Origin of the sequence: Embleya sp. NBC_00888, from assembly GCF_045207655.1 — a bacterium.
In the GTDB taxonomy this organism is placed as follows: Bacteria; Actinomycetota; Actinomycetes; order Streptomycetales; family Streptomycetaceae; genus Embleya.
In genome coordinates this window covers 3,157,211-3,179,676 of the sequence record NZ_CP108784.1, presented here as the reverse complement: position 1 = coordinate 3,179,676, position 22,466 = coordinate 3,157,211, and the positions used below count along the sequence as shown (strand labels likewise).

The 22,466-nt window shown below is 71.8% G+C and carries 18 protein-coding genes, 1 tRNA gene and 1 riboswitch; of the genes, 14 read left to right on the top strand and 5 right to left on the bottom strand.

Translation table 11 applies throughout. The features are described 5' to 3' along the window. Positions 1-3 precede the first annotated feature (3 nt). Positions 4-1,110, bottom strand: coding sequence for a galactose-1-phosphate uridylyltransferase (gene galT, locus OG948_RS12865; protein WP_406296340.1), 1,107 nt, complete (start codon positions 1,108-1,110; stop codon positions 4-6). A 136-nt stretch (positions 1,111-1,246) separates the two neighbouring features. Between galT and OG948_RS12860 the strand changes: the two genes are divergently transcribed. The 5 genes from OG948_RS12860 (at position 1,247) to OG948_RS12840 (ending at position 6,090) form a co-directional block, all read left to right on the top strand. Then, on the top strand, positions 1,247-2,050 hold the full coding sequence (locus tag OG948_RS12860; protein WP_406296338.1) for a DeoR/GlpR family DNA-binding transcription regulator: 804 nt from the start codon (positions 1,247-1,249) through the stop codon (positions 2,048-2,050). 216 nt (positions 2,051-2,266) lie between these two features. Beyond that, positions 2,267-2,505, top strand: a riboswitch (cobalamin riboswitch). A gap of 121 nt (positions 2,506-2,626) precedes the next feature. Further along, positions 2,627-3,643 (top strand): ABC transporter substrate-binding protein, encoded by a 1,017-nt coding sequence (locus OG948_RS12855; RefSeq protein ID WP_406296336.1) that lies wholly within the window; start codon positions 2,627-2,629, stop codon positions 3,641-3,643. 112 nt (positions 3,644-3,755) lie between these two features. Further along, positions 3,756-4,790 (top strand): FecCD family ABC transporter permease, encoded by a 1,035-nt coding sequence (locus OG948_RS12850; RefSeq protein WP_406296334.1) that lies wholly within the window; start codon positions 3,756-3,758, stop codon positions 4,788-4,790. Beyond that, entirely contained in the window at positions 4,787-5,560 is a 774-nt protein-coding gene (locus OG948_RS12845; RefSeq protein ID WP_406296332.1) for an ABC transporter ATP-binding protein, read from the top strand. The genes OG948_RS12850 and OG948_RS12845 overlap by 4 nt, the downstream gene beginning before the upstream one ends. Before the next feature lie 170 nt (positions 5,561-5,730). Further along, positions 5,731-6,090, top strand: a complete 360-nt coding sequence (locus tag OG948_RS12840) for a hypothetical protein (protein WP_406296330.1) — start codon at positions 5,731-5,733, stop codon at positions 6,088-6,090. A 285-nt stretch (positions 6,091-6,375) separates the two neighbouring features. Here OG948_RS12840 and OG948_RS12835 read toward each other — a convergent pair. Next, a tRNA-Arg gene (locus OG948_RS12835) sits at positions 6,376-6,448 on the bottom strand. Positions 6,449-6,609: 161 nt separating this feature from the next. On the opposite strand from OG948_RS12835, the gene OG948_RS12830 reads away from it, so the two are divergent. The 9 genes from OG948_RS12830 to OG948_RS12790 all read left to right on the top strand — a co-directional run bounded on the left by OG948_RS12830 (position 6,610) and on the right by OG948_RS12790 (position 19,040). Continuing rightward, positions 6,610-7,662 carry a Gfo/Idh/MocA family oxidoreductase gene (locus OG948_RS12830; RefSeq protein ID WP_406296328.1) on the top strand — a complete coding sequence of 351 codons (1,053 nt, stop codon included), beginning with the start codon at positions 6,610-6,612 and terminating at the stop codon, positions 7,660-7,662. 56 nt (positions 7,663-7,718) lie between these two features. Then, the gene (locus OG948_RS12825) at positions 7,719-9,098 is read left to right on the top strand and encodes an ATP-binding protein (protein WP_406296326.1); all 1,380 of its coding nucleotides are present in this window, start codon (positions 7,719-7,721) and stop codon (positions 9,096-9,098) included. 232 nt (positions 9,099-9,330) lie between these two features. Beyond that, positions 9,331-10,842 (top strand): GTPase, encoded by a 1,512-nt coding sequence (locus tag OG948_RS12820; RefSeq protein WP_406296324.1) that lies wholly within the window; start codon positions 9,331-9,333, stop codon positions 10,840-10,842. Positions 10,843-11,060: 218 nt separating this feature from the next. Continuing rightward, a complete protein-coding gene (locus tag OG948_RS12815; protein WP_406296322.1) occupies positions 11,061-11,531 on the top strand; it encodes a single-stranded DNA-binding protein in 471 nt (156 codons plus the stop codon). Positions 11,532-12,073: 542 nt separating this feature from the next. Continuing rightward, entirely contained in the window at positions 12,074-13,492 is a 1,419-nt protein-coding gene (locus tag OG948_RS12810; protein WP_406296320.1) for a thioester domain-containing protein, read from the top strand. 263 nt (positions 13,493-13,755) lie between these two features. Further along, complete coding sequence (gene ettA / locus OG948_RS12805) at positions 13,756-15,420, top strand: energy-dependent translational throttle protein EttA (RefSeq protein WP_406296319.1); 1,665 nt, start codon at positions 13,756-13,758, stop codon at positions 15,418-15,420. A 134-nt stretch (positions 15,421-15,554) separates the two neighbouring features. Next, positions 15,555-15,995 carry an acyl-CoA thioesterase gene (locus tag OG948_RS12800; protein ID WP_406296318.1) on the top strand — a complete coding sequence of 147 codons (441 nt, stop codon included), beginning with the start codon at positions 15,555-15,557 and terminating at the stop codon, positions 15,993-15,995. Continuing rightward, positions 15,992-16,639 carry a hypothetical protein gene (locus tag OG948_RS12795; RefSeq protein WP_406296316.1) on the top strand — a complete coding sequence of 216 codons (648 nt, stop codon included), beginning with the start codon at positions 15,992-15,994 and terminating at the stop codon, positions 16,637-16,639. Before OG948_RS12800 ends, OG948_RS12795 begins: the two co-directional genes overlap by 4 nt. Positions 16,640-16,904: 265 nt before the next feature. Next, positions 16,905-19,040, top strand: a complete 2,136-nt coding sequence (locus tag OG948_RS12790; protein ID WP_406296314.1) for an MMPL family transporter — start codon at positions 16,905-16,907, stop codon at positions 19,038-19,040. A 178-nt stretch (positions 19,041-19,218) separates the two neighbouring features. On the opposite strand, the gene OG948_RS12785 is transcribed toward OG948_RS12790, so the two are convergent. The 3 genes from OG948_RS12785 to OG948_RS12775 all read right to left on the bottom strand — a co-directional run bounded on the left by OG948_RS12785 (position 19,219) and on the right by OG948_RS12775 (position 22,360). Further along, positions 19,219-19,605: a globin gene (locus OG948_RS12785; RefSeq protein WP_406300245.1), complete on the bottom strand. Its 387-nt coding sequence runs from the start codon at positions 19,603-19,605 to the stop codon at positions 19,219-19,221. A gap of 48 nt (positions 19,606-19,653) precedes the next feature. Next, positions 19,654-21,132, bottom strand: a complete 1,479-nt coding sequence (locus OG948_RS12780; protein WP_406296313.1) for an SDR family oxidoreductase — start codon at positions 21,130-21,132, stop codon at positions 19,654-19,656. Between the two features lie 190 nt (positions 21,133-21,322). Continuing rightward, positions 21,323-22,360 carry a mechanosensitive ion channel family protein gene (locus tag OG948_RS12775; protein ID WP_406296312.1) on the bottom strand — a complete coding sequence of 346 codons (1,038 nt, stop codon included), beginning with the start codon at positions 22,358-22,360 and terminating at the stop codon, positions 21,323-21,325. Positions 22,361-22,466: the final 106 nt, after the last annotated feature.

Here is a 22,466-nt window from a genome sequence, read left to right as displayed (position 1 = left end):
GCCTCATTCGCCGACCTCCCGCAGTCGTGCCGCCGCGGTCTCCGGCGGTACGTCGCTGATGAACACACCCATCCCCGATTCGCTCCCGGCAAGGTACTTCAACTTGCCCGGTGCCCGGCGAATCGAGAAAAGCTCCAGGTGGAGCGCGAAGTCCCGGCGCCCCGAGCGGACCGGCGCCTGCTGCCACGCGGAGATGTACGGCGCGGGTTCGCCGTCGAACAGTCGGTCGAAGCGGCCCAGCAGGTCCAGGTACATCGCGCCGAACTCGGCGCGCGCGGCCTCGTCCAACGCGAGCAGGTCCGGCACCCGGCGGTTCGGGTACAGGTGCACCTCGTACGGCCAGCGCGCGGCGGCGGGCACGAACGCCGTCCAGTGCCCGCCCTCGGCTACGATCCGCGACCCGTCCGCGCGCTCGTCGGCCAGCACGTCGTCGAACAGGTTGCGGCCGGTGCGGTGCCGGTGCGCGGTCGTGGTGGCGATCATCGCGGCCGTGCGCGGGGTGACGAACGGGTAGGCGTAGATCTGCCCGTGCGAGTGCGGCAGCGTCACGCCGATCTCCCGGCCGCGGTTCTCGAAGCAGTACACCTGCTCGACGCCGGGCAGCGCGGACAACTCGGCGGTGCGGTCGGTCCACGCGTCCAGGACCAGGCGCGCGCGCTCGGGGGTGAGGTCCTTGAAGGACGCGTCGTGGTCGGGGGTGAAGCACACCACCTCGCACCGTCCGCCGGACGGCCGGCGTGGGAACGGGGCGTGGTCCCAGCCGGGGTCGGGGCCCGCCGGCGGACCGCCGTCGGCCGTGGAGGAGCCGGACATGGACGGGAAGCGGTTCTCGAAGACGACGACCTCGTAGTCGGACTCGGCGACCTCGGTGGCCCGCTCGGGCGTGGACGGGCACAGCGGGCACGCGTCGGCCGCGGGCAGGTGGGTCCGGGTCTGCCGGTGCGAGGCGACCAGGACCCATTCGTCGAGCAGCCGGTCGTAGCGCATCTCCGAGCCGCTGACCACGGGCGCGAGATCGCGGTGGTCGACGGCGGCGCGCACCGCGTCGTCCCGCGTGTCGTAGTAGACGATCTCGCGACCGTCGGCCATGACGGCCTGCGTCTTCTTCATGCGCTCATTTTGCGAAGCTTTCCAAAACTTGTCAATGAGAAAGGAGAGATGCCTATGTGGCTTGCCATTTGGCGGGATCGACCGCGGGCCACCTGCGGTTTGACAAGTTTCGAAAGGTGTCCGCAAGATGCTGCCCATGCCTGACGACGACACCGACGGACTGCCCGCCGAGGGCCGCCGCGCCCGGATGGCAGCGACGATCGCGGACCGGGGTTTCGCCAAGGTCACCGACCTGGCCGAGGCGTTCGGTATCTCGCGGGTGACGGTCCGGGCCGACCTGGAGGTGTTGGAGCGGCAGGGCCGGCTGCGCCGGGTCCGCGGCGGCGCGATGTTCACCGGCCGCGACCCCCGGGTGGAGCCGTCCTTCGAGGAGGCGCTGACCTCGGCGTCGCCCGCGAAGACGCTGATCGGGCGGGCGGCCGCGGCACTGGTGTCGCCGTCCGAGAGCGTGGTGCTGGACGTGGGCACGACCACCACGTTCGTGGCCCGCGCGCTGGTGGACCGCGAGGAACTGCGCGACCTCGTGGTGTTCACCAACGGGTTGACCATCGCCCTGGAGCTGGAACGGGCGATCCCGCGGTTCTCGGTCGTGGTCACCGGCGGCACGCTGCGGCCGTTGCAGCACTCGCTGATCAATCCGCTCGGCGACCACATCCTGGAGCGGATCCACGCCGACACGGTCTTCCTCGGCTGCAACGGCGTGCATCCCACCGGGGGCATCACCAACGTGAACCTGCCCGAGGCCGAGGCCAAACGCGCGATGTTGCGGGCCGCGGGTCGCCGGGTCGTGGTCGCGGACGGCTCGAAGCTGGGCCGGGTCGAACTCGCCGTGGTGTGCCCGCTGGCGGACATCGACCTGCTGATCACGAGCGGCGCGGCCGATGCGGAGGCGCTCGACGCGCTGCGCGACGCGGGGCTGGAGATCCTGGTCGCGGAGTAGGCGGGCACGGCGCGAAGCGGGTGCGGGAGGGGCACGTACCGGAGCGCGCGGAGTAGGTGGTCACGGCGCGAAGCGGGTACAGGGGTGGGCGCGTACCGGAGTGTGGGACCCGGCCCGGACCCGAGCCGGTCCTCCCGCCGTGGCCGCTCACTCGGCCGCCGTGACCCTCGGCGGGCCCGTCCCGGCCCCCTCGCTCGACGGCCGAGGCGCCCTGGTTAGGCTGCCCTTGCGAACGGTTCACCCGGCTTCGACCGATTCCGGGTGTCGCAAGAGGGAATCCGGTGCGAATCCGGAACTGCCCCGCAGCGGTAAGTGGGAACGAAAGTCGTCATCACGCACTGGGCCCCGGTCGAACGGGTCCCGGGAAGCGACGACCGGTAGGCATCCCGGCCACACCCGTGGCTCCCGGGACCCGCCCACGAGTCCGAAGACCTGCCGTCGCCCGCGTCCGCCTCGCGCACGCGGACTTCCGGGACCTCGCGGGCGGGTCCGTCGGACGACGGCGCCGTGCGGTGTCCGCCGCCGTACTCCCTCCCGAGTTCCCCCGACGAGGACTCGCAAGGGAGAGCTTCGACGATGCGTACGCAGATACCCGGGCGGATGCCGGCGGCACACCGATATTCGTGGGCCGCGGCGGTGGCCGCGCTCGCGCTGTTCGCGACCGCGTGCGGCGGCGCCGTGCGGGACGACAAGGCCGCCGCTCCCGCACCCGCCGCCTACAAGCCGTACACGGACACCGACAACTGCGGTGTGACCACGAGCTACGACCGGCCGCCGCAGCGCGCCGCGACGCTGACCTCCAACGCGACCGAGTTGATGCTCGAACTGGGCCTGGCCGACCGGATGGTGGGCACCGCCTACCTCAAGGGACGGACCATCGGCGACAAGTACAAGGAGCCGTACGCGCGGATCCCGGTGCTCGCCGACGCGCAACCCTCGCTGGAGAAACTCCTCGAAGCCACCCCCGACTTCGTCTACTCGGGCTACCCGGACGGCTTCTCCGAGTCGTCCGGCCACACCCGGGCGCGGCTCGGCGAGTTGAACGTCAAGACCCACCTCAACCCCGAGGGCTGCGCCAAGGCGCCGGTCACCTTCGATCAGCTCTACGGCGAACTCCGCTCCATCGGCGGCATCTTCGGCGTGCCCGAGCGCGCCGAGCGCTCCGCCGCCGCGTTCCGGCAGCGGCTCGACGCGGTCACCGCACGGCTCGCCGGCGCCGCGCCGGTCAAGGTGTTCGTGTACAACTCGGGCGCCGACGCCGCGCAGACCACCGGCGGCAACTCGATGCTCAACGAGATCATCACCCGCGCCGGCGGCACCAACGTGTTCGCCGACCTGAACGAGCGCTGGACCAAGGTCTCCTGGGAGCAGTTGGCCGAACGCAAGCCGGACGTGGTGCTGATCTACGACTACGTGACGCCGCCGATCGACGCCAAGATCGCCACCCTCAAGGCCACACCGGCGCTCGCCGACGTACCGGCGCTGCGCGCGAACGCCTTCCCGGTGATCTCGCTGTCCGTCGCGCAGCCCGGGCCACGCTCGGTGGACGCGGTCGAGGAACTCGCCAGGCAACTGCACCCCGACCGGCCGTGACGGTCGATCGGGACCCGGTGGCGGTACGGGTCGCGGTCCTGCGCGGCGAGGGCCCACCGACACCGCCGGCCGGCCGGAGGTCGTCCCGGGCGGCCGGGTCCGCCTTCCGCTGGTGGTCGGCGGCCTCCTCGTCGCGCTGTTCGCGGCGGCCGCGGCGGGGCTGCTGGTGGGGTCGGTGTCGGTGCCCTGGTCGGAGACGTGGCGCATCCTCGCGCATCGCATCGGCGGGGACGCGTGGGTGCGGCCGTCGTGGAGCCGCGCACACGACCTGATCATCGCCGACACCCGGCTGCCCAGGGTGCTGCTCGCCGCCGTCGTCGGCGCGACGCTGGCCGTGGTGGGCATGGTGATCCAGGCGATCGTGCGCAACCCGCTGGCCGGGCCGGACGTGCTCGGCGTCTCCTCCGGCGCGGCCACCGGCGCGGTCCTGGTGATGCGCTGGGGCGTCGCGTCGATCGGCGGCCTGTCGCTGGGCGCGCTCACCCTGAACGCGGCCGCGTTCACCGGCGGACTGATCACCCTGCTCGTGGTCTTCTCGGTGGCCCGCTCCGGTGGCCGGGTCACCGCCGTGCGACTGGTCCTGGCCGGCGTCGCGGTCAGCGCCGTGTTGTCCTCGCTGACCAGCCTGCTCGTGCTGACCTCACCGGATCCGCAACTCGCCGCCCAGGTGCTGTTCTGGACGCTGGGCGGCTTCGGCTCGGCCCGCTGGACGCTGCTGCTCGTCCCGGCCCTCGCGCTCGCGATCGGCCTGGTGGTGCTGCTGCTCCAGGCGCGCAACCTCAACCTGCTCCTGGCCGGCGAGGAGAGCGCGGCCGCGCTCGGCCTGGACGTCCAGCGCTTTCGGCAGGGCATGTTCCTGCTCGCGGCGGTGCTCACCGGGGTCGTCGTCGCGGTCAGCGGCGTGATCGGCTTCGTCGGCCTGATGTTGCCGCACGTGGTGCGATTGCTGGTCGGCGCGGATCATCGGCGCGCGCTGCCGGTGGCCGCGCTGCTCGGCGCGGTGTTCGCGATCTGCGCCGACCTGGTGGCGCGTACGGTGCTCGCGCCGCAGGAATTGCCGGTGGGCATCGTGACCTCGCTGGTCGGCGGCCCGTTCTTCGTCTGGCTGCTGCGCCGGGACGCGCGCCGGGAAGCGGGCGCACGATGACCGGGCCCGCGGCACGCCTGGTCCTGGACGACGTCACCTTCGCGATCGGCGGTCGGCCCCTGGTCGACGCGGTGTCGCTGACCGTCGAGCCCGGCGAGGTGGTCGGGCTGCTCGGCCCCAACGGCAGCGGCAAGTCGACCCTGCTGCGCAGCGTGTACCGGGTGAACCGGCCGACCTCGGGCCGGGTGCTCCTGGACGGCGAGGACGTGTGGACGCACTCGGCGCGCTGGGCCGCGCGCCGGATCGGCACCGTACTCCAGGACATGCCCACCGACTTCCCGCTGACCGTGCGGGACGTGGTCGCGATGGGCCGCTCCGCGCACAAGGGCCTGCTCGACCCGGATGACGCGACCGACCGGGCGATCGTGGCGGCGGCGGTGGAACTGCTCGAACTCGCCGACCTGACCGAGCGCGCGTTCGCGCTGCTGTCCGGCGGTGAGCGGCAGCGGGCGCTGGTGGCAAGGGCGTTGGTACAGCAGCCGGGCCTGCTGGTTTTGGACGAGCCGACCAACCACCTCGACATCCACCACCAGCTCGCGCTGCTGCGGTTGGTTCGTCGGCTGGGCGTGAGCGTGCTGGTGGCTCTGCACGACCTCAACCTGGCGGCGATGTTCTGCGACCGGATCTGCCTGCTGGCGAACGGCCGGGAGGTGGCGACCGGCACGCCGGCGCAGGTTCTGACGGCACCGACGATCGAGCGGGTGTACCGGATCGAGACGGACATCCGGACGCACCCTCGGACCGGGACGCCGTTGGTGGTGGTGTTGTAGGGGAGGCCGGGCCGGGACGGGGCGGTCGGGGCGGATGCGCCCTGTGTGTTCGCCGTGTTCGACAGGTCCGGTGTGTCCGGTGCGCGGCGGGTGCCGCCCGGGTGGGTGGAGCGCGGAAGTGAGTAGCTGTACGGATGTTCGCGTCGGACCCGCCGCCTAGCGTGATCCGCATGACCTACACGCCTCCCACCCCGGGCAGCAATGGCGAAGGCTTCGCCCGCGCGGCGGCGTTCGTCGTCGGCCTGTTCCTCTTCGTCGTGGTCGCGATGGTCGATCTGTTCGTCCTGATCGGCTTCGGCGGCGCCACCGAATCCTGCGCCAACCAGACGTGTCGCGACTGGTACGGCACCCGACTTCCCTGGGTCTTCGGTCTGTTCGTGCTCAGCTTCGTGACGGCCCTGATCGCCCTGGTCCGCCGTCCCCGCCGCCCCGGCGGCCGTCGCGTCACGATCACCCTGCCGCTGTCCCTCGCCGCCATCGCGCTCCAGGCCACCGCGTTCGCCCTGAGCCAGAACGGCCCGGCCGCCTGAGCACACGGGCGACCCGTCGGGCCGGATCGCGCACGCGCCGGGGCCGGTGTGTTTTCGGCCGGCGGTCCACGTCGCGCAAAGAGTGTGAAGGGGTCATATCGCCGCACGGGTGCGGTCGTCGCACGGGTCCTGTCACCGCCCGCGCAAGCACGGTGACGGTCGGACACCATCGGCCCGCCGACGGCCGGCGCCGAACCGGTTCGGCGCGGCACGACATTCCAGACCAAGGCGCTGACCTGCGCGGACGCCGCCCGGGGGTGCGGGCGGCGGACGGCGACGTGACGGTGCCCCCGGCAGGACTCGAACCTGCGACCAAGTGCTTAGAAGGCACCTGCTCTGTCCACTGAGCTACGAGGGCGTGGGCGAATCAGGATCTTGCACTGGATCCGGTCGCGGCACAACAGAATAGGGCCGTGTGCATGCCTCACCGACGTTCCGGCGGTCACCGTTACCTGATCAGACGCAGTTGGCGGCCAGAATGTGATCAGAGAAGGGCCGAATCGGGCAGAGGGAGGCGCAGTGGGTCCCACAAGGACTGTACTTGTCGGCTACGGCGTAGGGGGCTCGGCCTTCCACGCACCGGTCATCGAGGCCACGGAGGGGCTGGAACTGGCCGCCGTGGTGACCGGGAATCCGGAGCGCCGGGCGACGGCGCACGAGCGGCATCCGCAGGCCGAGGTGATCGGGACGACCGACGAGATGTTCGCTCGCGCGGGTGACTTCGACCTCGTGGTGATCACCGTGCCGAACCGCTTCCACGTACCGCTGGCGGAACGCGCGCTGGAGGCCGGGCTGCACGTGGTGGTGGACAAGCCGTTCGCGGGGACCGCCGCCGAGGGGCGGGCGCTGGCCGCGACGGCGGCGCGGTGCGAGCGGGTGTTGGGGGTGTATCAGAACCGTCGGTTCGACGGCGACTTCCGGACCGTGCGGCGGTTGGTCGAGGAGGGTCGGCTCGGTGAGGTGTACCGCTTCGAGTCGCGGTTCGAGCGGTGGCGACCGCAGGTGCGGACCTCGGGGTGGAAGGAGCAGGCCGATCCGGCGGCGCTGGGCGGGATCCTGTACGACCTCGGGACCCATCTGATCGACCAGGCGGTGACGCTGTTCGGGCGACCCACCCACGTGTACGCCGAGTTGTCCGCCCGGCGGTCCGGCGCGCTCGTGGACGACGACTCGTTCGTGGCGCTCACCCACGCGAGCGGGGTGCGGTCGCACCTGTGGATGAGCGCGGCGGCGGCCGACCTCGGACCGCGCTTTCGAGTGCTCGGTTCGAAGGCGTCGTATGTGAAGTTCGGGATGGACCCGCAGGAGGAACTGCTGCGCGCCGGGTCCGAGGTCGGTACGCCCGGGTGGGGGACCGAGCCGCCGACGGCGTGGGGAAGGCTCGGTACGCCCGGGGACACCGTGCCGGTGGAGACGGAGCCGGGGGCCTACCAGGACTACTACGCCGCGTTCGCGCGCGCGGTGCGGGGCGAGGGCGCGCCGCCGGTGGCGATCGAGGAGGCGGTGTCCGTCCTGGAGACGATCGAGGCGGCGCAGCGGTCCTCCGCCGACGGAGTGACCGTCGCGTTGTAACCGCGGCGGCACGTTGGGAATGCGGACAATTCGGGCACTGGTCGCCCGTGGTGATCATGGGAAGCGACACCCTGTCCGCAGCCCTCGCCGACCTGCGGGACAAGGTCGTGGCGACGTGCTTCCCGCTCGACCTGCCCGGCGCCGTGCAGGCGCGGTTGGCCCGTCGCGAGTTGATCGACCAACTCGGCGACTACGTGCTGCCCCGGCTCGCGGTGCCGCGCGCGCCGCTGCTCGCGGTGGTCGGCGGGTCCACCGGCGCGGGTCGGTCCACCCTGGTGAACGCGCTGGTCGGGCGTGAGATCACGGTGGCCGGTTCGCTCCGGCCGACCACCCGGGTGCCGGTCCTGGTGTGTCGGTCGGGGGACCGGCACTGGTTCGCCGCGGAACCCGGGATCGACCTGAAGCTGGACGAGCGGGTGCCGCCCGGGATGGCGCTGCTGGACGTGCCCGACATCGACTCGGTCTCCGCCGACAACCGGCGGATCGCGGTTCGCCTGCTCGGCGCCGCCGACCTGTGGATCTTCGTCACCACCGCGTCGCGCTACGCCGACGCCGCGCCGTGGCACCTGCTCCGGCTCGCGCGCGATCGCGACACCCGTCTGGCGATCGTGCTGAACCGGGTGCCGGCGGAGGTACTCGACCGGGTCCGGCCCGACTACGTCCGGTTGTTGCGGCACGCCGGGTTGGGCGACGTGCCGCTGTACCCGATCGTGGAGACCGAGCCGGGGGTCGGATTGCCCGAGCGCAACGTGGTGCCGATCCGCACGTGGCTCGCCGAGCGCGGCGCGGATCCGGACGCTCGGGCCGCGGTGGTCCGGCGCACCCTGGGCGGGCTGTTGCACAGCCTGGATCGGCGGGTGCCGCCGCTCGCGCAGGCGGTGGGGCGGCAGCACGAGGCGGCCGGTCGGGCGCGCGAGTGCGTGGATCGGGCGTACGCGGCGACCTCGCGATGGGCGCTGCGGGCGCTCGACGACGGGTCGTTGTTGCGCGGCGCGGCGGCGGGACGCTGGTACGAGGGGGACGAGGCGGGGGCCGCGCGGGCGGTGCTGGAGAGCCTGGACGCGCTGGTGGCGGACGCGTTCGCGCGGGGCGCCGAGCGGTCGGCGGGGTGTCTGCCGCGCGGCGGGGTGCGTCGGCTCGGGCCCGGGCCGCTCGCGTGGCCGGACCGGGCCGAGCCCCTCGCGCTGATCGCCGCGGTCGGCGGCGCCGAACTCGGGCCCGGCATCGGCCGCGACGCGGCGGGGCGGCTCGGCGTCCGGATCGGATCCGAGCCGGCCGCGCGGCTGATCACGGACCTCCATCGGGAGCTGCGCGCCGTCGTCGCGGCGGCGCTGGACGGTGAGCGCGCGCGGCGGGTGGCGGCGGTGGCGCTCTTGCCGGACCGGGCCGACGCCGGGTTGATCGAGGCGCTCGACGTGGTGCGGAGGAGCGGGTGAGGGGCGGCGGGGCGCGGCCCGGGAGCGAGCAGGGGCCGCGTACCGGTCTCGCGCGGGAGTCGGGTCGTACGCGGTGCGGCGGACCGGCTCGGGTGCGCCGCCGCGAGACGCGGGTCGGGGTGCGGTCCGGTTCCGAGCGGGGGCTCGGGTGACCGCCGGTGGGCAGGATGTCGATCGGTTCGCCGTGCGTCGGGCCCGGCACGCGAGTGGGACCGAGGAGGCGGGGCGGCTGATGGCTCGGCTGGCCGCGCTCGATCGCACCGCGGCGCTGGCCCGGGATCGGCTGCCCGGCACCGATCTCGCCTTGATCGAGGACCTGCTCGGCCATGCCGAGACCAGGCTGGGCACGGCCACGTGGCACACCGTGGTCGCGCTCGCCGGCGCCACCGGCGCAGGCAAGTCGTCGTTGTTCAACGTGCTCACCGGGTTGCGGCTGGCGGACACCGGCGCCGAACGGCCGACCACCCGGACCACGCTGGCGTGCGCGTGGGATCCCGAGGGCGCGGCGCCGTTGCTGGACCTGCTCGGCATCGAACCGGCGCACCGGGTGGCCCGGCACGGTTCGTTGGACGCGCGCCGAGGCGGCGGGATGCCGGCCGGCCTGGTGCTGCTCGACCTGCCCGATCACGACTCGATCGACCTCGCGCACCGGGCCGAGGTGGACGCGGTCGTGGCGGTCGCGGATCACATCGTGTGGGTGCTCGATCCGCAGAAGTACGCCGACGCGATCGTGCACGACCGCTACCTGCGGCCGTTGCGGCACCACGGGCCCGGCATGACGGTGGTGCTCAACCACGCGGACCGGCTGCCGGCCGGGGACCTCGCGGCCTGCCTGACCGACGTGCGGGCGCTGTTGGCGGCGGACGGGCTCGCCGAGGCACGGGTGCTGGCGACGTCGCCGGAGACCGGGATCGGGATCGCCGAGCTGCGCCGGGTGGTGGTGGCCGCGGCCGGACCCGGCGAGGCGTCGGTGACCCGGCTGGCCGCGGATCTGGACACGTTGACCGAACGCCTCGAGCCGTACTTCGCCGGTGCGGCGCCGGACCTGGACGGGTTCACCGCCGAGGACCGCGACGCGCTCGTGGACGGGTTGTGCGACGCGGCCGGGGTGGCGGTCCTCGCGGTGGCCGCCGGGGAGGGGTCGCGGGTGCCGCGTGGGCCGCTGTCGGGTCGTCGGGTGCGGCGGCCGGCGACGCGGCCCGCGCCGGTACAGATGCATCGGGCCGAGCGGGTGATCCGGCGGGCTGGGGCGAGGTGGACGCGGGGGTTGCCCGAGCGGTGGGTGGGCGGCGTGCATCGAGTGTCGGCCGAGGGGTTGCGGAGGTTGCCGGACGAGTTGCACGCGGTGCTGACGGGGGCCGCGCCGGAGGCCGCTCCGCCGGCGCCCGGCGTGCGGGTCGCGGTGGGCGCGCAGTGGGTCGGGGTGATCGCGGTGGTCGCCGGGGTGGTCGGTGCGGGCTCGGCCCGGGCCGGGGGGTCGATGGCGCGCGGGTTCGGGATGCCGGCCTCGTGGTGGGTGGTGGTGGCGGGGCTCGTACTGGTGGTGGCGGGGGTATGGGGCGCGCGCCGGGTGGCGCGGACGGCGGCGGATCGGCGGACGGCGGAGGTGGCGGCGGCGTTGCGGTCGCGGGTGGGGGAGGTGGCGGATCGGTTGTTGGTCGAGCCGGCGGAGGGGGAGTTGGCGCGGTATCGGGAGGCGTACGGGTATTTCGTGGCGGCTCGGGAGCCGATGCGGCGGGGGTGAGGGGCGGGTTGGGGGCGCGGCGGGGGCGGTGTCACCCACGTGGGCGACGGGCGGCCGGGGCCGTCCCTCACGTGGGTGATGTGGCGTTGTGCACAGGGGCCGAGTTGTCCACAGCCCGTCCCGGTTCGCCGCCGGTCGACCGCCGGGTGCCGGATCGTCGAGGGCGGACGGCGATGTCGTGCGGCACGCCGTGACCCGCGGCGACACAGGAGGCAAGCGTGGACACGTACGTGACGGTGATCGGCAACGCCGCGAGCGATGTCCGGGTCCAGATGACCCAGGCGGGTGTGCCCCTGGCCCGCTTCCGGATGGCGGTGTCGCCCCGGCGCTTCGATCGGGAGACGGGGACGTGGGTGTCGGGGGACGCGTCGTTCTACACCGTCGTGTGCTTTCGGGGCCTGGCGGAGAACGTGACGAGTTCGATCGACAAGGGCGACCCTCTGGTGGTCACGGGTCGGCTGCGGGTGCGCGAGTGGGAGCGCGAGGGGCGGTGGTGGACGGTCACCGAGATCGACGCGTCCTCGGTGGGACACGACCTCGCCCGCGGGGTCGCGGAGTTTCGGCGGGTGGGTCGGCCTGCGCGTCTGTCGGTGGTGGCGGACGGCGTCGCGGTGGGTTCGGGGGCGGAGCAGGGCACCCTCGCGATCGGGTCCGATCCCGCGTCCGTCGGCGCGGAGGAGGCCGCGTGAATTGTCGCGCCGTGTGCTCGCGTGTTCGGGAAAGCCATTCATTGTTGATGGCGGAGATAATTCAAGGCGGTTTCGGGAACGAATCTGGAACAGAATTGTGACGACTCGGAGCGAGGGCGATCCGCGTCAAACCAGACCAACCGTCGTATGTCCCTCAACCGATGGGATGGGAGGGTGGAAAAAGCCGGATCATGAAGGCGAATAACGCCCGAGACAAGGCATTGATCACGAAAAAGACCGATTCGGTCGGTTGTGAACCTTGACAAATCCATAGCGGATGAGATGGCCCTGATCAGCGCCTAAGCGGCTTGACGCACCCCATAGGCGGCTATATCCGTCGAAGACTTGTCGACTTCCCGATATGCGAATTGACATCCTCGACGTGGATCTTCTCCCGAGGTAAAGAACGTGAAACAAATGAGTACCCCGGGTCGCGAGAGGTGGCCCGACTGCTCATACCATTCAACGGTTCTTTACTCGCGCCCCGCTCGGGGGAACCATGCGCCGCGCGAGTCGGCATACATTTTCGAGGGGACCACCACATGTTCCGTACACCGGGACGGACGGCCACCCGCTTGTCGGCCATGGTCATTGCCGGCGGCTTGGCGGCGGCCGGCGTGATCGGTTTCGCGGGTGCGGCCAGTGCGGAAGGCGCCAAGGGCGTCTACAAGGGCGGCGATGTCGGTGCGGACATCTTCCTGCAGGGCAAGGACAAGTCGCAGCGTGCCTCGATCCTGAAGCTCGAGGTCGACGGCAAGATCCTGCGCACCTACTGCATCGACTTCCACACGCTCGTTCGTGACGAGGCGAAGTACGACGAGTCGGGCTGGAAGGAGACTTCCTTCGGCACCAAGGCCGACAAGGCCAAGGTCAAGTGGGTGCTCCTGAACTCGTTCCCGACGGTGGACCTGGGGGCCGTTCGCGCGAAGGTCGGCGCTCCTGAGCTGACCGAGGGCGAGGCCGCCGCCGCCACGCAGGCCGCCATCTGGCACTTCACCGACGGCCAGAAGCTGGACGAGAGCAAGAAGAACGACGGCGACATCGTCAAGCTCTACAAGTACCTGGTCGGCGACGCCAACAAGGGCGACGTCACCGAGCCTCCCGTCTCGCTCTCGGTGACCCCGGGCGAGAAGGCCGGCAAGATCAACGACAAGCCCGGCATCGGCCCGTTCGAGGTCAAGACCAACGCCGAGGGCAAGTCGATCAACGCCAAGCTGCTCGAGGGCGACGCCGACGCCAAGGCCACCCTGGTGGACGCCGACGGCAAGCCGGTCGACAAGGTCGGCAACGGCGACAAGCTCTACGTGAACGCCTCCAAGGCCACCAAGGCGGGCAGCCAGACCTTCCAGGTCGCCGGTGAGTCGACCGTGCAGGCGGGTCGGGTCTTCCAGGGCGTCAACAAGGACGGGTCGACCAGCCAGCTCCTGATCGTCGCGGACAAGCAGAAGGTGCAGACCTCCGACAAGGCGATCGCCAAGTGGGGCAACCCCGGCAAGGGCCCGCTCCCGGAGATCAACGCCACCAAGGACTGCGTCGACGGCGGGGTCAAGGTCACCGTCAAGAACTCCGGTGACGAGTCGTACAAGTTCAAGCTCGATGGCAAGGAAACCACCGTCGAGGCCGGCAAGTCGGTCGAGCAGGTCGTCAAGGTCGCCGAAGACCAGGCCTACAAGATCACCATCGTGGGCCCCGACGGCAAGACCGCCAAGGAGTTCACCGGCACGCTCGACTGCAAGACGGCCGGCGCCACCGAAGGTGTCACCGGTGGTACCTCGGGCGGCAGCACCGGCGGGACGCCGGCTCCGGTGAACCCGAAGGGTCCGGACCTGGCCGCCACCGGTAGCGACAGCAGCAACACCCCCGCGATCCTGGGCGGCGCCGGTGCGCTCCTGCTCGCGGGTGGCGGTCTGGTGTTCTACATGCGCCGCCGCAACAACGGTTCGGACGGCGCCGCCGCCTGATTCGGGCGCCGCTGATCGAACCACACCGATAACCGTCGGGCCCCGACGCGCAGCCGGCGCGTCGGGGCCCGACGTCGTCCCCGGCACCACCGTCGCGGGCCGGTCCGGCGGGCGAGGACGAGGGTCCCGCCCGCCCGGCCGACGAGTCCCGCGGCCGACGATCGCGCGGCCGGCGCCGAAATCCCGCGACCCGGCGCCGACGATCGCGCGCCCTGCGGGCACCCATGCACGGGCACTGCCCGGCAGACCATAGGCTTGGACGCATGGCTGAGTACATCTACACCATGCGCAAGGCGCGTAAAGCGCACGGCGACAAGGTGATCCTCGACGACGTGACGCTCAGCTTCCTGCCGGGAGCCAAGATCGGCGTCGTCGGCCCGAACGGCGCGGGTAAGTCGACCGTTCTGAAGATCATGGCCGGGCTGGAACAGCCGTCCAACGGCGACGCGTTTCTGTCCCCCGGCTACACCGTCGGCATCCTGCTGCAAGAGCCTCCGCTGGACGAGTCCAAGACCGTGCTGGAGAACGTCGAGGACGGCGTCAAGGAGATCAAGGGCAAGCTGGACCGGTTCAACGCCATCGCCGAGGAGATGGCGACCAACTACACCGACGAGCTGATGGCCGAGATGGGCGAGCTGCAGGACCAGCTCGACCACGCGAACGCCTGGGAGCTCGACTCGCAGCTCGAACAGGCCATGGACGCGCTGGGCTGCCCGCCCGGCGACTGGCCGATCGTGAACCTCTCCGGTGGCGAGAAGCGCCGCGTGGCGCTGTGCAAGCTGCTCCTCGAAGCGCCCGACCTGCTCCTCCTGGACGAGCCGACCAACCACCTCGACGCGGAGAGCGTCCAGTGGCTGGAACAGCACCTGGAGAAGTACGCCGGCACCGTCGTCGCGGTCACCCACGACCGGTACTTCCTGAACAACGTCGCCCAGTGGATCTGTGAGGTCGACCGCGGTCGGCTGCACCCCTACGAGGGCAACTACTCCACCTACCTGGACACCAAGGCCACCCGCCTGAAGGTCGAAGGGCAGAAGGACGCCAAACGGCAGAAGCGGCTCAAGGACGAGCTCGAGTGGGTCCGCTCCAACGCGAAGGGCCGCCAGGTCAAGAGCAAGGCGCGCCTGGCCCGCTACGAGGAGATGGCCGCCGAGGCGGACAAGATGCGGAAGCTGGACTTCGAGGAGATCCAGATCCCGCCGGGTCCGCGCCTGGGCAACGTCGTGGTCGAGGTGGACCACCTCAGCAAGGGCTTCGACGAGAAGCTGCTGATCGACGACCTGTCCTTCACGCTGCCGCGCAACGGCATCGTGGGCATCATCGGTCCGAACGGCGCGGGCAAGACCACGCTGTTCAAGATGCTGATCGACGCCGAGACACCGGACGCGGGCGACATCAAGGTCGGCGAGACCGTCAAGGTCTCCTACGTCGACCAGTCGCGCGGCGGCCTGGACCCGAAGAAGAACCTGTGGGAGGTCGTCTCCGACGGCCTGGACTACATCAAGGTCGGCAACGTCGAGGTGCCGTCCCGGGCCTACGTCAGCGCGTTCGGGTTCAAGGGCCCGGACCAGCAGAAGCCCACCGGGGTGCTCTCCGGCGGTGAGCGCAACCGCCTCAACCTGGCATTGACGCTCAAGCAGGGCGGCAACCTGCTGCTGCTCGACGAACCGACCAACGACCTCGACGTCGAGACCCTGTCCAGCCTGGAGAACGCGCTCCTGGAGTTCCCGGGCTGCGCCGTGGTCGTCTCGCACGACCGCTGGTTCCTGGACCGGGTGACCACGCACATCCTCGCCTACGAGGGTGACTCGAAGTGGTTCTGGTTCGAGGGCAACTTCGAGTCGTACGAGAAGAACAAGATCGAGCGCTTGGGCGCCGAGGCGGCCCGGCCGCACCGCGCGACCTACAAGAAGCTCAAGCGCAACTGACCCACGCGGTCGGCACGGCGTAACCGGTGGCCTGTCGTATGCCCGCATACGGCAGGCCACCGGCGTCCCCCGGCCGGCACGCGCTCGGGCACTCGGGACGCATCGACACGGGAACAGAGAAGAGGGCTGGGCACGTGGCCAGGCACATCTACCAGGCGACGCTTCGGTGGTCCGACATGGACGCCTACCGGCACATCAACAATGTGCAGTACCTCCGCTACCTGGAGGAGGCGCGCGTGGACATGATGTTCACCCTCGGGCAACGCGAGGGGGCCAAGACGCTCTCCGACGGCGTGGTGATCGCCCGGCACGAGATCGACTACAAACGGCCGCTGGTGTGGCGTGCCGAGCCGGTGCGGGTGGAGACGTGGGTGACCCACATCGGCGCCGCCCGGTTCACGCTCGCCTACGAGATCAAGGACGACGAGCAGGTGTACGCGACGGCGCTGTCGGTACTGGTGCCCTATTCGCTCGACGAGCAGCGCCCCCGGCGCCTGACCGCGGAGGAGCGGGCCTACCTCGAGCGCTTCGTCGAGCCGCGGGACGAGCCCGAGGGGCGGCCGGTCCGCCCATGACCGTGTTGCGCTTCGCCGATCCCGCCGTTGCCGCGGACCTGGGCGGCTACCTGAGCCGACTGTTGCGCTACGACCGCCGCGCGGTGGTGCGGGTGCGGGCCGAGGGCCCGGTGCTCGGTACGTTCGGCCACCCGCCGTTCGGCGAGGCCGCGTCGGGCGTGATCACGCTGCGTGCGAGCGAGTTGGCCGGGCCCGCGACAGTGGACGCGACCGTGTCCGCGGGACAACTCCTGGACGCGATCACCGACGACGCGAGCGTGACCCTGCCGCAGTCGGTGACCGGGCCCGGGTGGGCCGGCCTGCTGCCGCCGCGCACCGGCTGGGAGCGGGTCGCCGAGCTCGCCGTGCTCGACCTGGCCCGCGAAGTGGCCGCCGGCGTCGCGGAGTTCCGAGCCCGCACCGAGCCCGGCCTGCCGCGCGCCGAACTCGACCGAATCGCCGCCGACATCTGGACCCGACCGATGACCGGCCGGCTCCCGCTGCGCGCCGCGCACGCCGCCCAGTCGTTCGGCTTCCTGGGCCCACCCGATCCCGAGGCGCGGGTGGAGATCCTCTCCTGCGGCGCCTGGTTGCGCCTGGAGGCCCGCTACGGCTCGGTCTCCGTCCGCCGGGAAGGCGCCCCGGGCATCCTCTTCACCCGCTGACGCCGGTCCGGTCCGGGGCCCTCGACCCGCCCGAGGGGCCCGTCCCGGCCCGCGTGCGTCGGCCGACATGCCCGAACGACCGATGCCGGTGGCCGGCCGAGACCGCTGTCCGGGTCGAACCGACGTCGCGCCGACGCCTCCTGATGCCTCGTCAGCTTTCCTTGACGCTCCGTCATGTTCGGCGACGTGGTGTGTCGATCTTTGTCTCGGGAGACACATACCGGCGTTGTGTGACGAGCGTTGTTCGTGGCGAGGGGACCGGACCATGGAGCGCGTCAAGGCGATGGCCGCTTGGCCCTGTGGGCGGCGATCCAAGTGGGTTGTGCTGATCGTGTGGGTGGCGCTGCTGGTCGGGGCGTTCCCGCTCGCCGGCAAGTTGCCGGACGTCGAGCGCAACGAGGCGTCCGCGTGGCTGCCGGGGGCGGCCGAGTCGACCAAGGTGATCAAGCTGCAGAGTCGGCTCCAGGACGTCGACACGGTCACCGCGGTCGTGGTCTACGAGCGCACCGCGGGGCTGAGCGAGCCGGACCGCGCCGCGATCCTGGCGCAGACCGAGCGGATCCGGCACACCCCGGGCGTCGTCGGGCCGATCGCCGACCCGACCTTCGAGCCCGGCGGCCGCGCGGCCCAGGTGCCGGCGCCGATCGAGATGGACCCGAAGGTCGGCTGGAGCGAGTTCATCGACGTCGTCGACGACGTGGACACGATCACCGAGGGGTCACCGCCGGGGTTGCACGCCTACGTGACCGGCCCGGCCGGGATCGGCGCGGACCAGGGCAAGGCGTTCGAGGGCATCGACGGCGTACTGCTGTACAGCGCGCTCGCCGTGGTGATCGTGCTGCTCCTGCTCACCTATCGCAGCCCCACCCTGTGGTTGCTGCCGGTGCTCACCGTGGTGGCGGCGCTGTTCGGCGCGCAGGCCTTCGTCTACCTGTTCGCCAAGCACGACGTGGTCGTGGTCAACGCCCGGAGCGCGGCCATCCTGACCGTGTTGATCTTCGGGGCGGGCACCGACTACGCACTGCTCCTGGTCGCGCGCTATCGCGAGGAGTTGCGCCGCTACCAGGACCGACACGAGGCGATGGCGCACGCGCTGCTGCGCGCCGGACCCGCGCTGCTCGCCAGCGCCGCGACCGTCGGCGTGGGCATGTTGTGCCTGCTGGCCGCGCGGATGAACTCGACCTCGGGGCTCGGTCCGGTGTGCGCGCTGGGCATCCTGGTCGGCCTGGTCGCGATGGTCACGCTGTTGCCCGCCCTGCTGGTGATCTGCGGTCGATGGGTCTTCTGGCCGGTCCGGCCCGGACACGGCACCGCCGACCCGGCCGCCACCGGCCTGTGGGCCCGGATGGGCAACGGGATCGCCCGGCGGCCGCGGATCGTGTGGATCGGCACGAGCCTCGCGCTGGCCGCCCTCTCGCTCGGCCTGTTCGCGCTCAAGGCCGACGGGCTCAGCAACAAGGACACCTTCATCGGGCACCCGGAGTCGATCAAGGGGGCCGAGGTCGCGGCCCGCTACTTCCCGCAGGGCTCCGGCGCCCCGGTCGTGGTGATCGCCCGCGAACCGGCGGCCGGCGCCGTGGTCGCGGCGCTGTCCACCGACCCGGGGGTGCTGCCCGCGCACCAGGTCCGGGCCCGGAACGGGCTGGTGGAGATCGACGCCACGCTCAGGGACGGCGCGGACGGCACCGCCGCGCAACGCACGGTCGAGCGACTGCGCGACCTGGCACACGCCGTACCGGACGCGGCGGCCGAGGTCGGCGGTACCACCGCGGTGAACATCGACATCGCCCGGGCCCAGCGGCACGACGACAAGTGGATCATTCCGCTCGTGCTCCTGGCCGTCCTGGTGATCCTGGCCCTGCTGCTGCGCGCGGTGGCCGCGCCGGTGATCCTGGTGGCCACCGTCGTGTTGTCCTTCGCCGCGGCGCTCGGTGCCAGTGCGCTGGTCTTCGAGTACGTCTTCGGCTTCGCCGGCGCCGACACGTCGTTGCCGCTGTTCGTGTTCGTCTTCCTGGTCGCGCTCGGGATCGACTACAACATCTTCCTGATGACCCGGGTGCGTGAGGAGACCGCCCGGCACGGCGCGCGGCCGGGGGCATTGATCGGGCTGCGCGCCACCGGCGGCGTGATCACCTCGGCGGGTCTGGTGCTGGCGAGCACGTTCGGCGTCCTGGGCACGCTGCCGGTGGTCACGTTCGCCGAGATCGGCTTCGCGGTCGCGCTCGGCGTGCTCCTGGACAGCATCGTGGTCCGCTCGATCCTGGTCACCGCGCTCACCCTGGACGTGGGCCGGGTGATGTGGTGGCCCAGCGTGCTGTACCGGCACCCGGTGCGTGCGTGCGAACCCGATCAGTCCGCGTCCGACCACCACGCGGCGGTGTCCGGCGGCGGCACGAGCTGATCGGCGTCGCCCGGATCCACCGGGCCGGAGGCGAGCCGCCGCGCGCCGAGGGGCGCCACCCGCACCGGGTTCGCCGTCCGCGAAGCCGCGCACGTGGATCCGGTGGAAGACCGCGTCGTGCCACCGACCACGTGCGATAGGCCGTCTCCGGCGGATCGCGGATGCGGCTGTCGGCCCGTCAGTCCAGGCGGTTCACCATCGACTGCGCGGCGTAGACCAGGTAGTCCCACAGGGTGTTCTCCTGCTCGGCCGGCAACGCGATGTCCTCCACCGCCGCCCGCATGTGCCGCAGCCACGCGTCCCGGGCCTCCTCGGTCACCGCGAACGGCGCGTGCCGCATCCGCAACCTCGGGTGCCCGCGCTGGTCGCTGTAGGTGCGTGGACCGCCCCAGTACTGCACCAGGAACATCCGCAGCCGGTCCTCGGCACCGTCGAGGTCCTCCTCCGGATACATCGGGCGCAGCAGGGGATCCTCGCGCACGCCCTGGTAGAAGCGGTGCACGAGCTTGACGAACGTCTCCTCGCCGCCCACGGCTTCGTAGAGACTCGGTTCCGGCTCTCGCATCTCGGTCACCGTTCCATCCTCCCAGATGGCCCGGCGGGTCGGGCAGGCTCAGCCCGATCGTTCCGCGGCCCGGGCGATGCCCCGGCGCATGCCGCCGAAGACGATGCCGTGGAAGGGGAACACCGCCCACCAGTAGACGTGCCCGAGCAGACCCCGGGGATGGAACAGCGCACGCTGGCGATAGCGCGTGCGGCCGTCCCGGGTACCGACGGTGAACTCCAGCCAGGCCAGTCCCGGCAGCCGCATCTCCGCGCGCAGCCGGAGCAGTTCGCCGGGCACCACCTCCTCGACCCGCCAGAAGTCCAGCGAGTCGCCGACCCGCAGGCGGTGCGGATCCCGGCGTCCGCGGCGCAGCCCGACCCCGCCCACGATCCGGTCCAGCGCGCCTCGCACCGACCAGGCCAGCGGCCACGAGTGCCAGCCGTTGTCGCCACCGATGCCCTCGATCACCCGCCACACGGCCGCGGGGGAGGCGGCCGGCTCCGCCTCGCGGACGTCCTCGTACAGCGAACCGCCGGACCAGTCCGGGTCGGTGGGCAGCGGATCGCTCGGCGCACCGGGCAGGCCCGCCGAGGACCAGCGGGTGGCCACGTCCGCGTCGCGGATGCGCTTGAGGGCCAGTTCGAGCGCGCGGTCGAAGCCGGTCGGGCCGTCCGGCGGGTCCGGGATCCAGCGTGCGATGTCGTGCTCGTGGCAGATCACCTCGCTGCGCAGCGACTCCACCAGCGGTCGGGCCAGGGCGCCGGGCACCGGTGTGATCAGGCCCACCCAGTGACTCGACAACGACGGTGTGAGCATCGGCACCGGCAACACGCGCCGCCGGGGCAGGCCCGCCATCGCCGCGTAGTGCTGCATCATCCGCTCGTAGGTCAGCACGTCGGGCCCGCCGATGTCGAAGGCGCGGTCCACCTCCGGCGGCAGTTCGGCGCATCCGACCAGGTAGTGCAGGACGTCGCGGACCGCGATCGGCTGGATCCGCGAGGTGACCCAGCGCGGGGTGACCATCACCGGCAGCCGCTCGGTGAGATGGCGCAACATCTCGAACGAGGCCGACCCCGAGCCGATGATCACCGCAGCGCGCAGCACCACCGCGGGCACCGAGGACGCGAGCAGGATCTCGCCGACCTCGGCGCGCGAGCGCAGGTGCGGCGAGGAGTCGCGGGCGGCGGACCCGGCGGCCGGGCCCAGCCCGCCGAGGTAGACCAACCGGCCCACGCCCGCGTCCTCGGCCGCGGCGGCGAAGGTGCGCGCACTCTCGCGATCGGTGTCGGCGAAGCGCGGTCCGCTGCCGAGCGCGTGGATCAGGTAGTACGCGACGTCCACGCCGTCGAGGGCGCGGCGCACCGCGGCCGGATCGAGTACGTCGGCGCGGACGATCTCGACCCGGTCCGCCCACGGGTGGTCACGCAGCTTGGCCGGGGTTCGGGCCATACAGCGGACGCGGTGGCCGGCCGCGAGCAGTTCGGGCACCAGCCGGCCACCGAGGTAGCCGGTGGCACCGGTGACCAGACACAGGGGAGAGTCCACCCGGCCCAGTCTCGGGGACAGCACGCGCGACCCGGCGCGGACGCGCCCGAGGGCAACCCGTTCGGTCCGCCGGACGGGTCCGGCGGTAACCCGTTCGCGGGCGGCCCCGGCGACTAACCGCGCCCACCGTGCGGCCCGGCGACCATGCGTCCGCGTCCGCCGTCCCCCGCGCCCACCGTCCGGCCCGAGGTCAGGAGCCCCCCGGCGCACCCGGTGCCTGCGGCGTCGGCGGGGCCGGCGGCGGGTTCACCGGAACCGGTGCCGGCTCGGCCGGGGCGGGCGCCGGGCCTTCCTCCGCGCCGGGTCCCGTCGCGCTCGCGATCGGCTCGCTGATCCGGATGCCCGCGTCGTCGAACGCGCGCTTGAGTCGGCCGCGCAACTCGCGCGCGACCGGCAACTCCTGGCCCGGCATGGTCTTGATCTGGACCTGGAGGACCACCGAGTCGGCGGTCACCGACTCCATCCCGACCACGTTCGCCGAGCCCCACACGCGCTCGTTCCACGGCTCGACCTCGGCCAGCGCCTCGGCGGTGGAGGCGATCGCCGCGCGCACCTTGTCCACGTCCTCGTGGTACCCGACCTGGACGTCCACCTTGGCGGTGCCCCAGCCCTGGCTCTTGTTGCCGATCCGCTTGATCTCGCCGTTGCGGATGTACCAGACGGTGCCGTCCACGTCGCGCAGCTTGGTGATCCGCAGGCCCACCTCGACCACGGTGCCGGTCGCGGGGCCCGCGTCGACCAGGTCGCCCACGCCGTACTGGTCCTCCAGGATCATGAACATCCCGGACAGGAAGTCGGTGACCAGGTTGCGCGCGCCGAAGCCCAGCGCGATGCCCGCGATGCCGGCGCTGGCCAGCAACGGCGCGAGATTGACCTTGAACTCGCCGAGCACCATCAGCCCGGCGATGCCCAGGATCACGAACGACGCGGTGCTGCGCAGCACCGAGCCGACCGTCTCGGCGCGCTGGCGGCGCCGCTCGGCGTTCAACAGGAAGCCGGTCACCGGCCGCCCGCTGCTGTCGGTGCCGCTGTTGGCCATCCGGCCGACCAGTTGGGTGATCAACTTCCTGGTCACCGCGCGCAGGATCAGCGCCACCAGGATGATCACCAGGATCCGGATCGGCGTCACCACGAGGGACTCGCCGTGCCGGTCGAACCAGGACGACACCTTGCCGTCGCTCTTGGCGACGTCGTACGACAGCAGGATTCCGGGGACGGGCGCGGACACGTACGAGACCTTTCGGACGACGAGCGGGAGACACTGCCCCCGCGAGGGGGGATCGGCTCCCCACAGTAGCCACGAGGCCGAGGGCCCTCGTGCGATACCTCTTGTT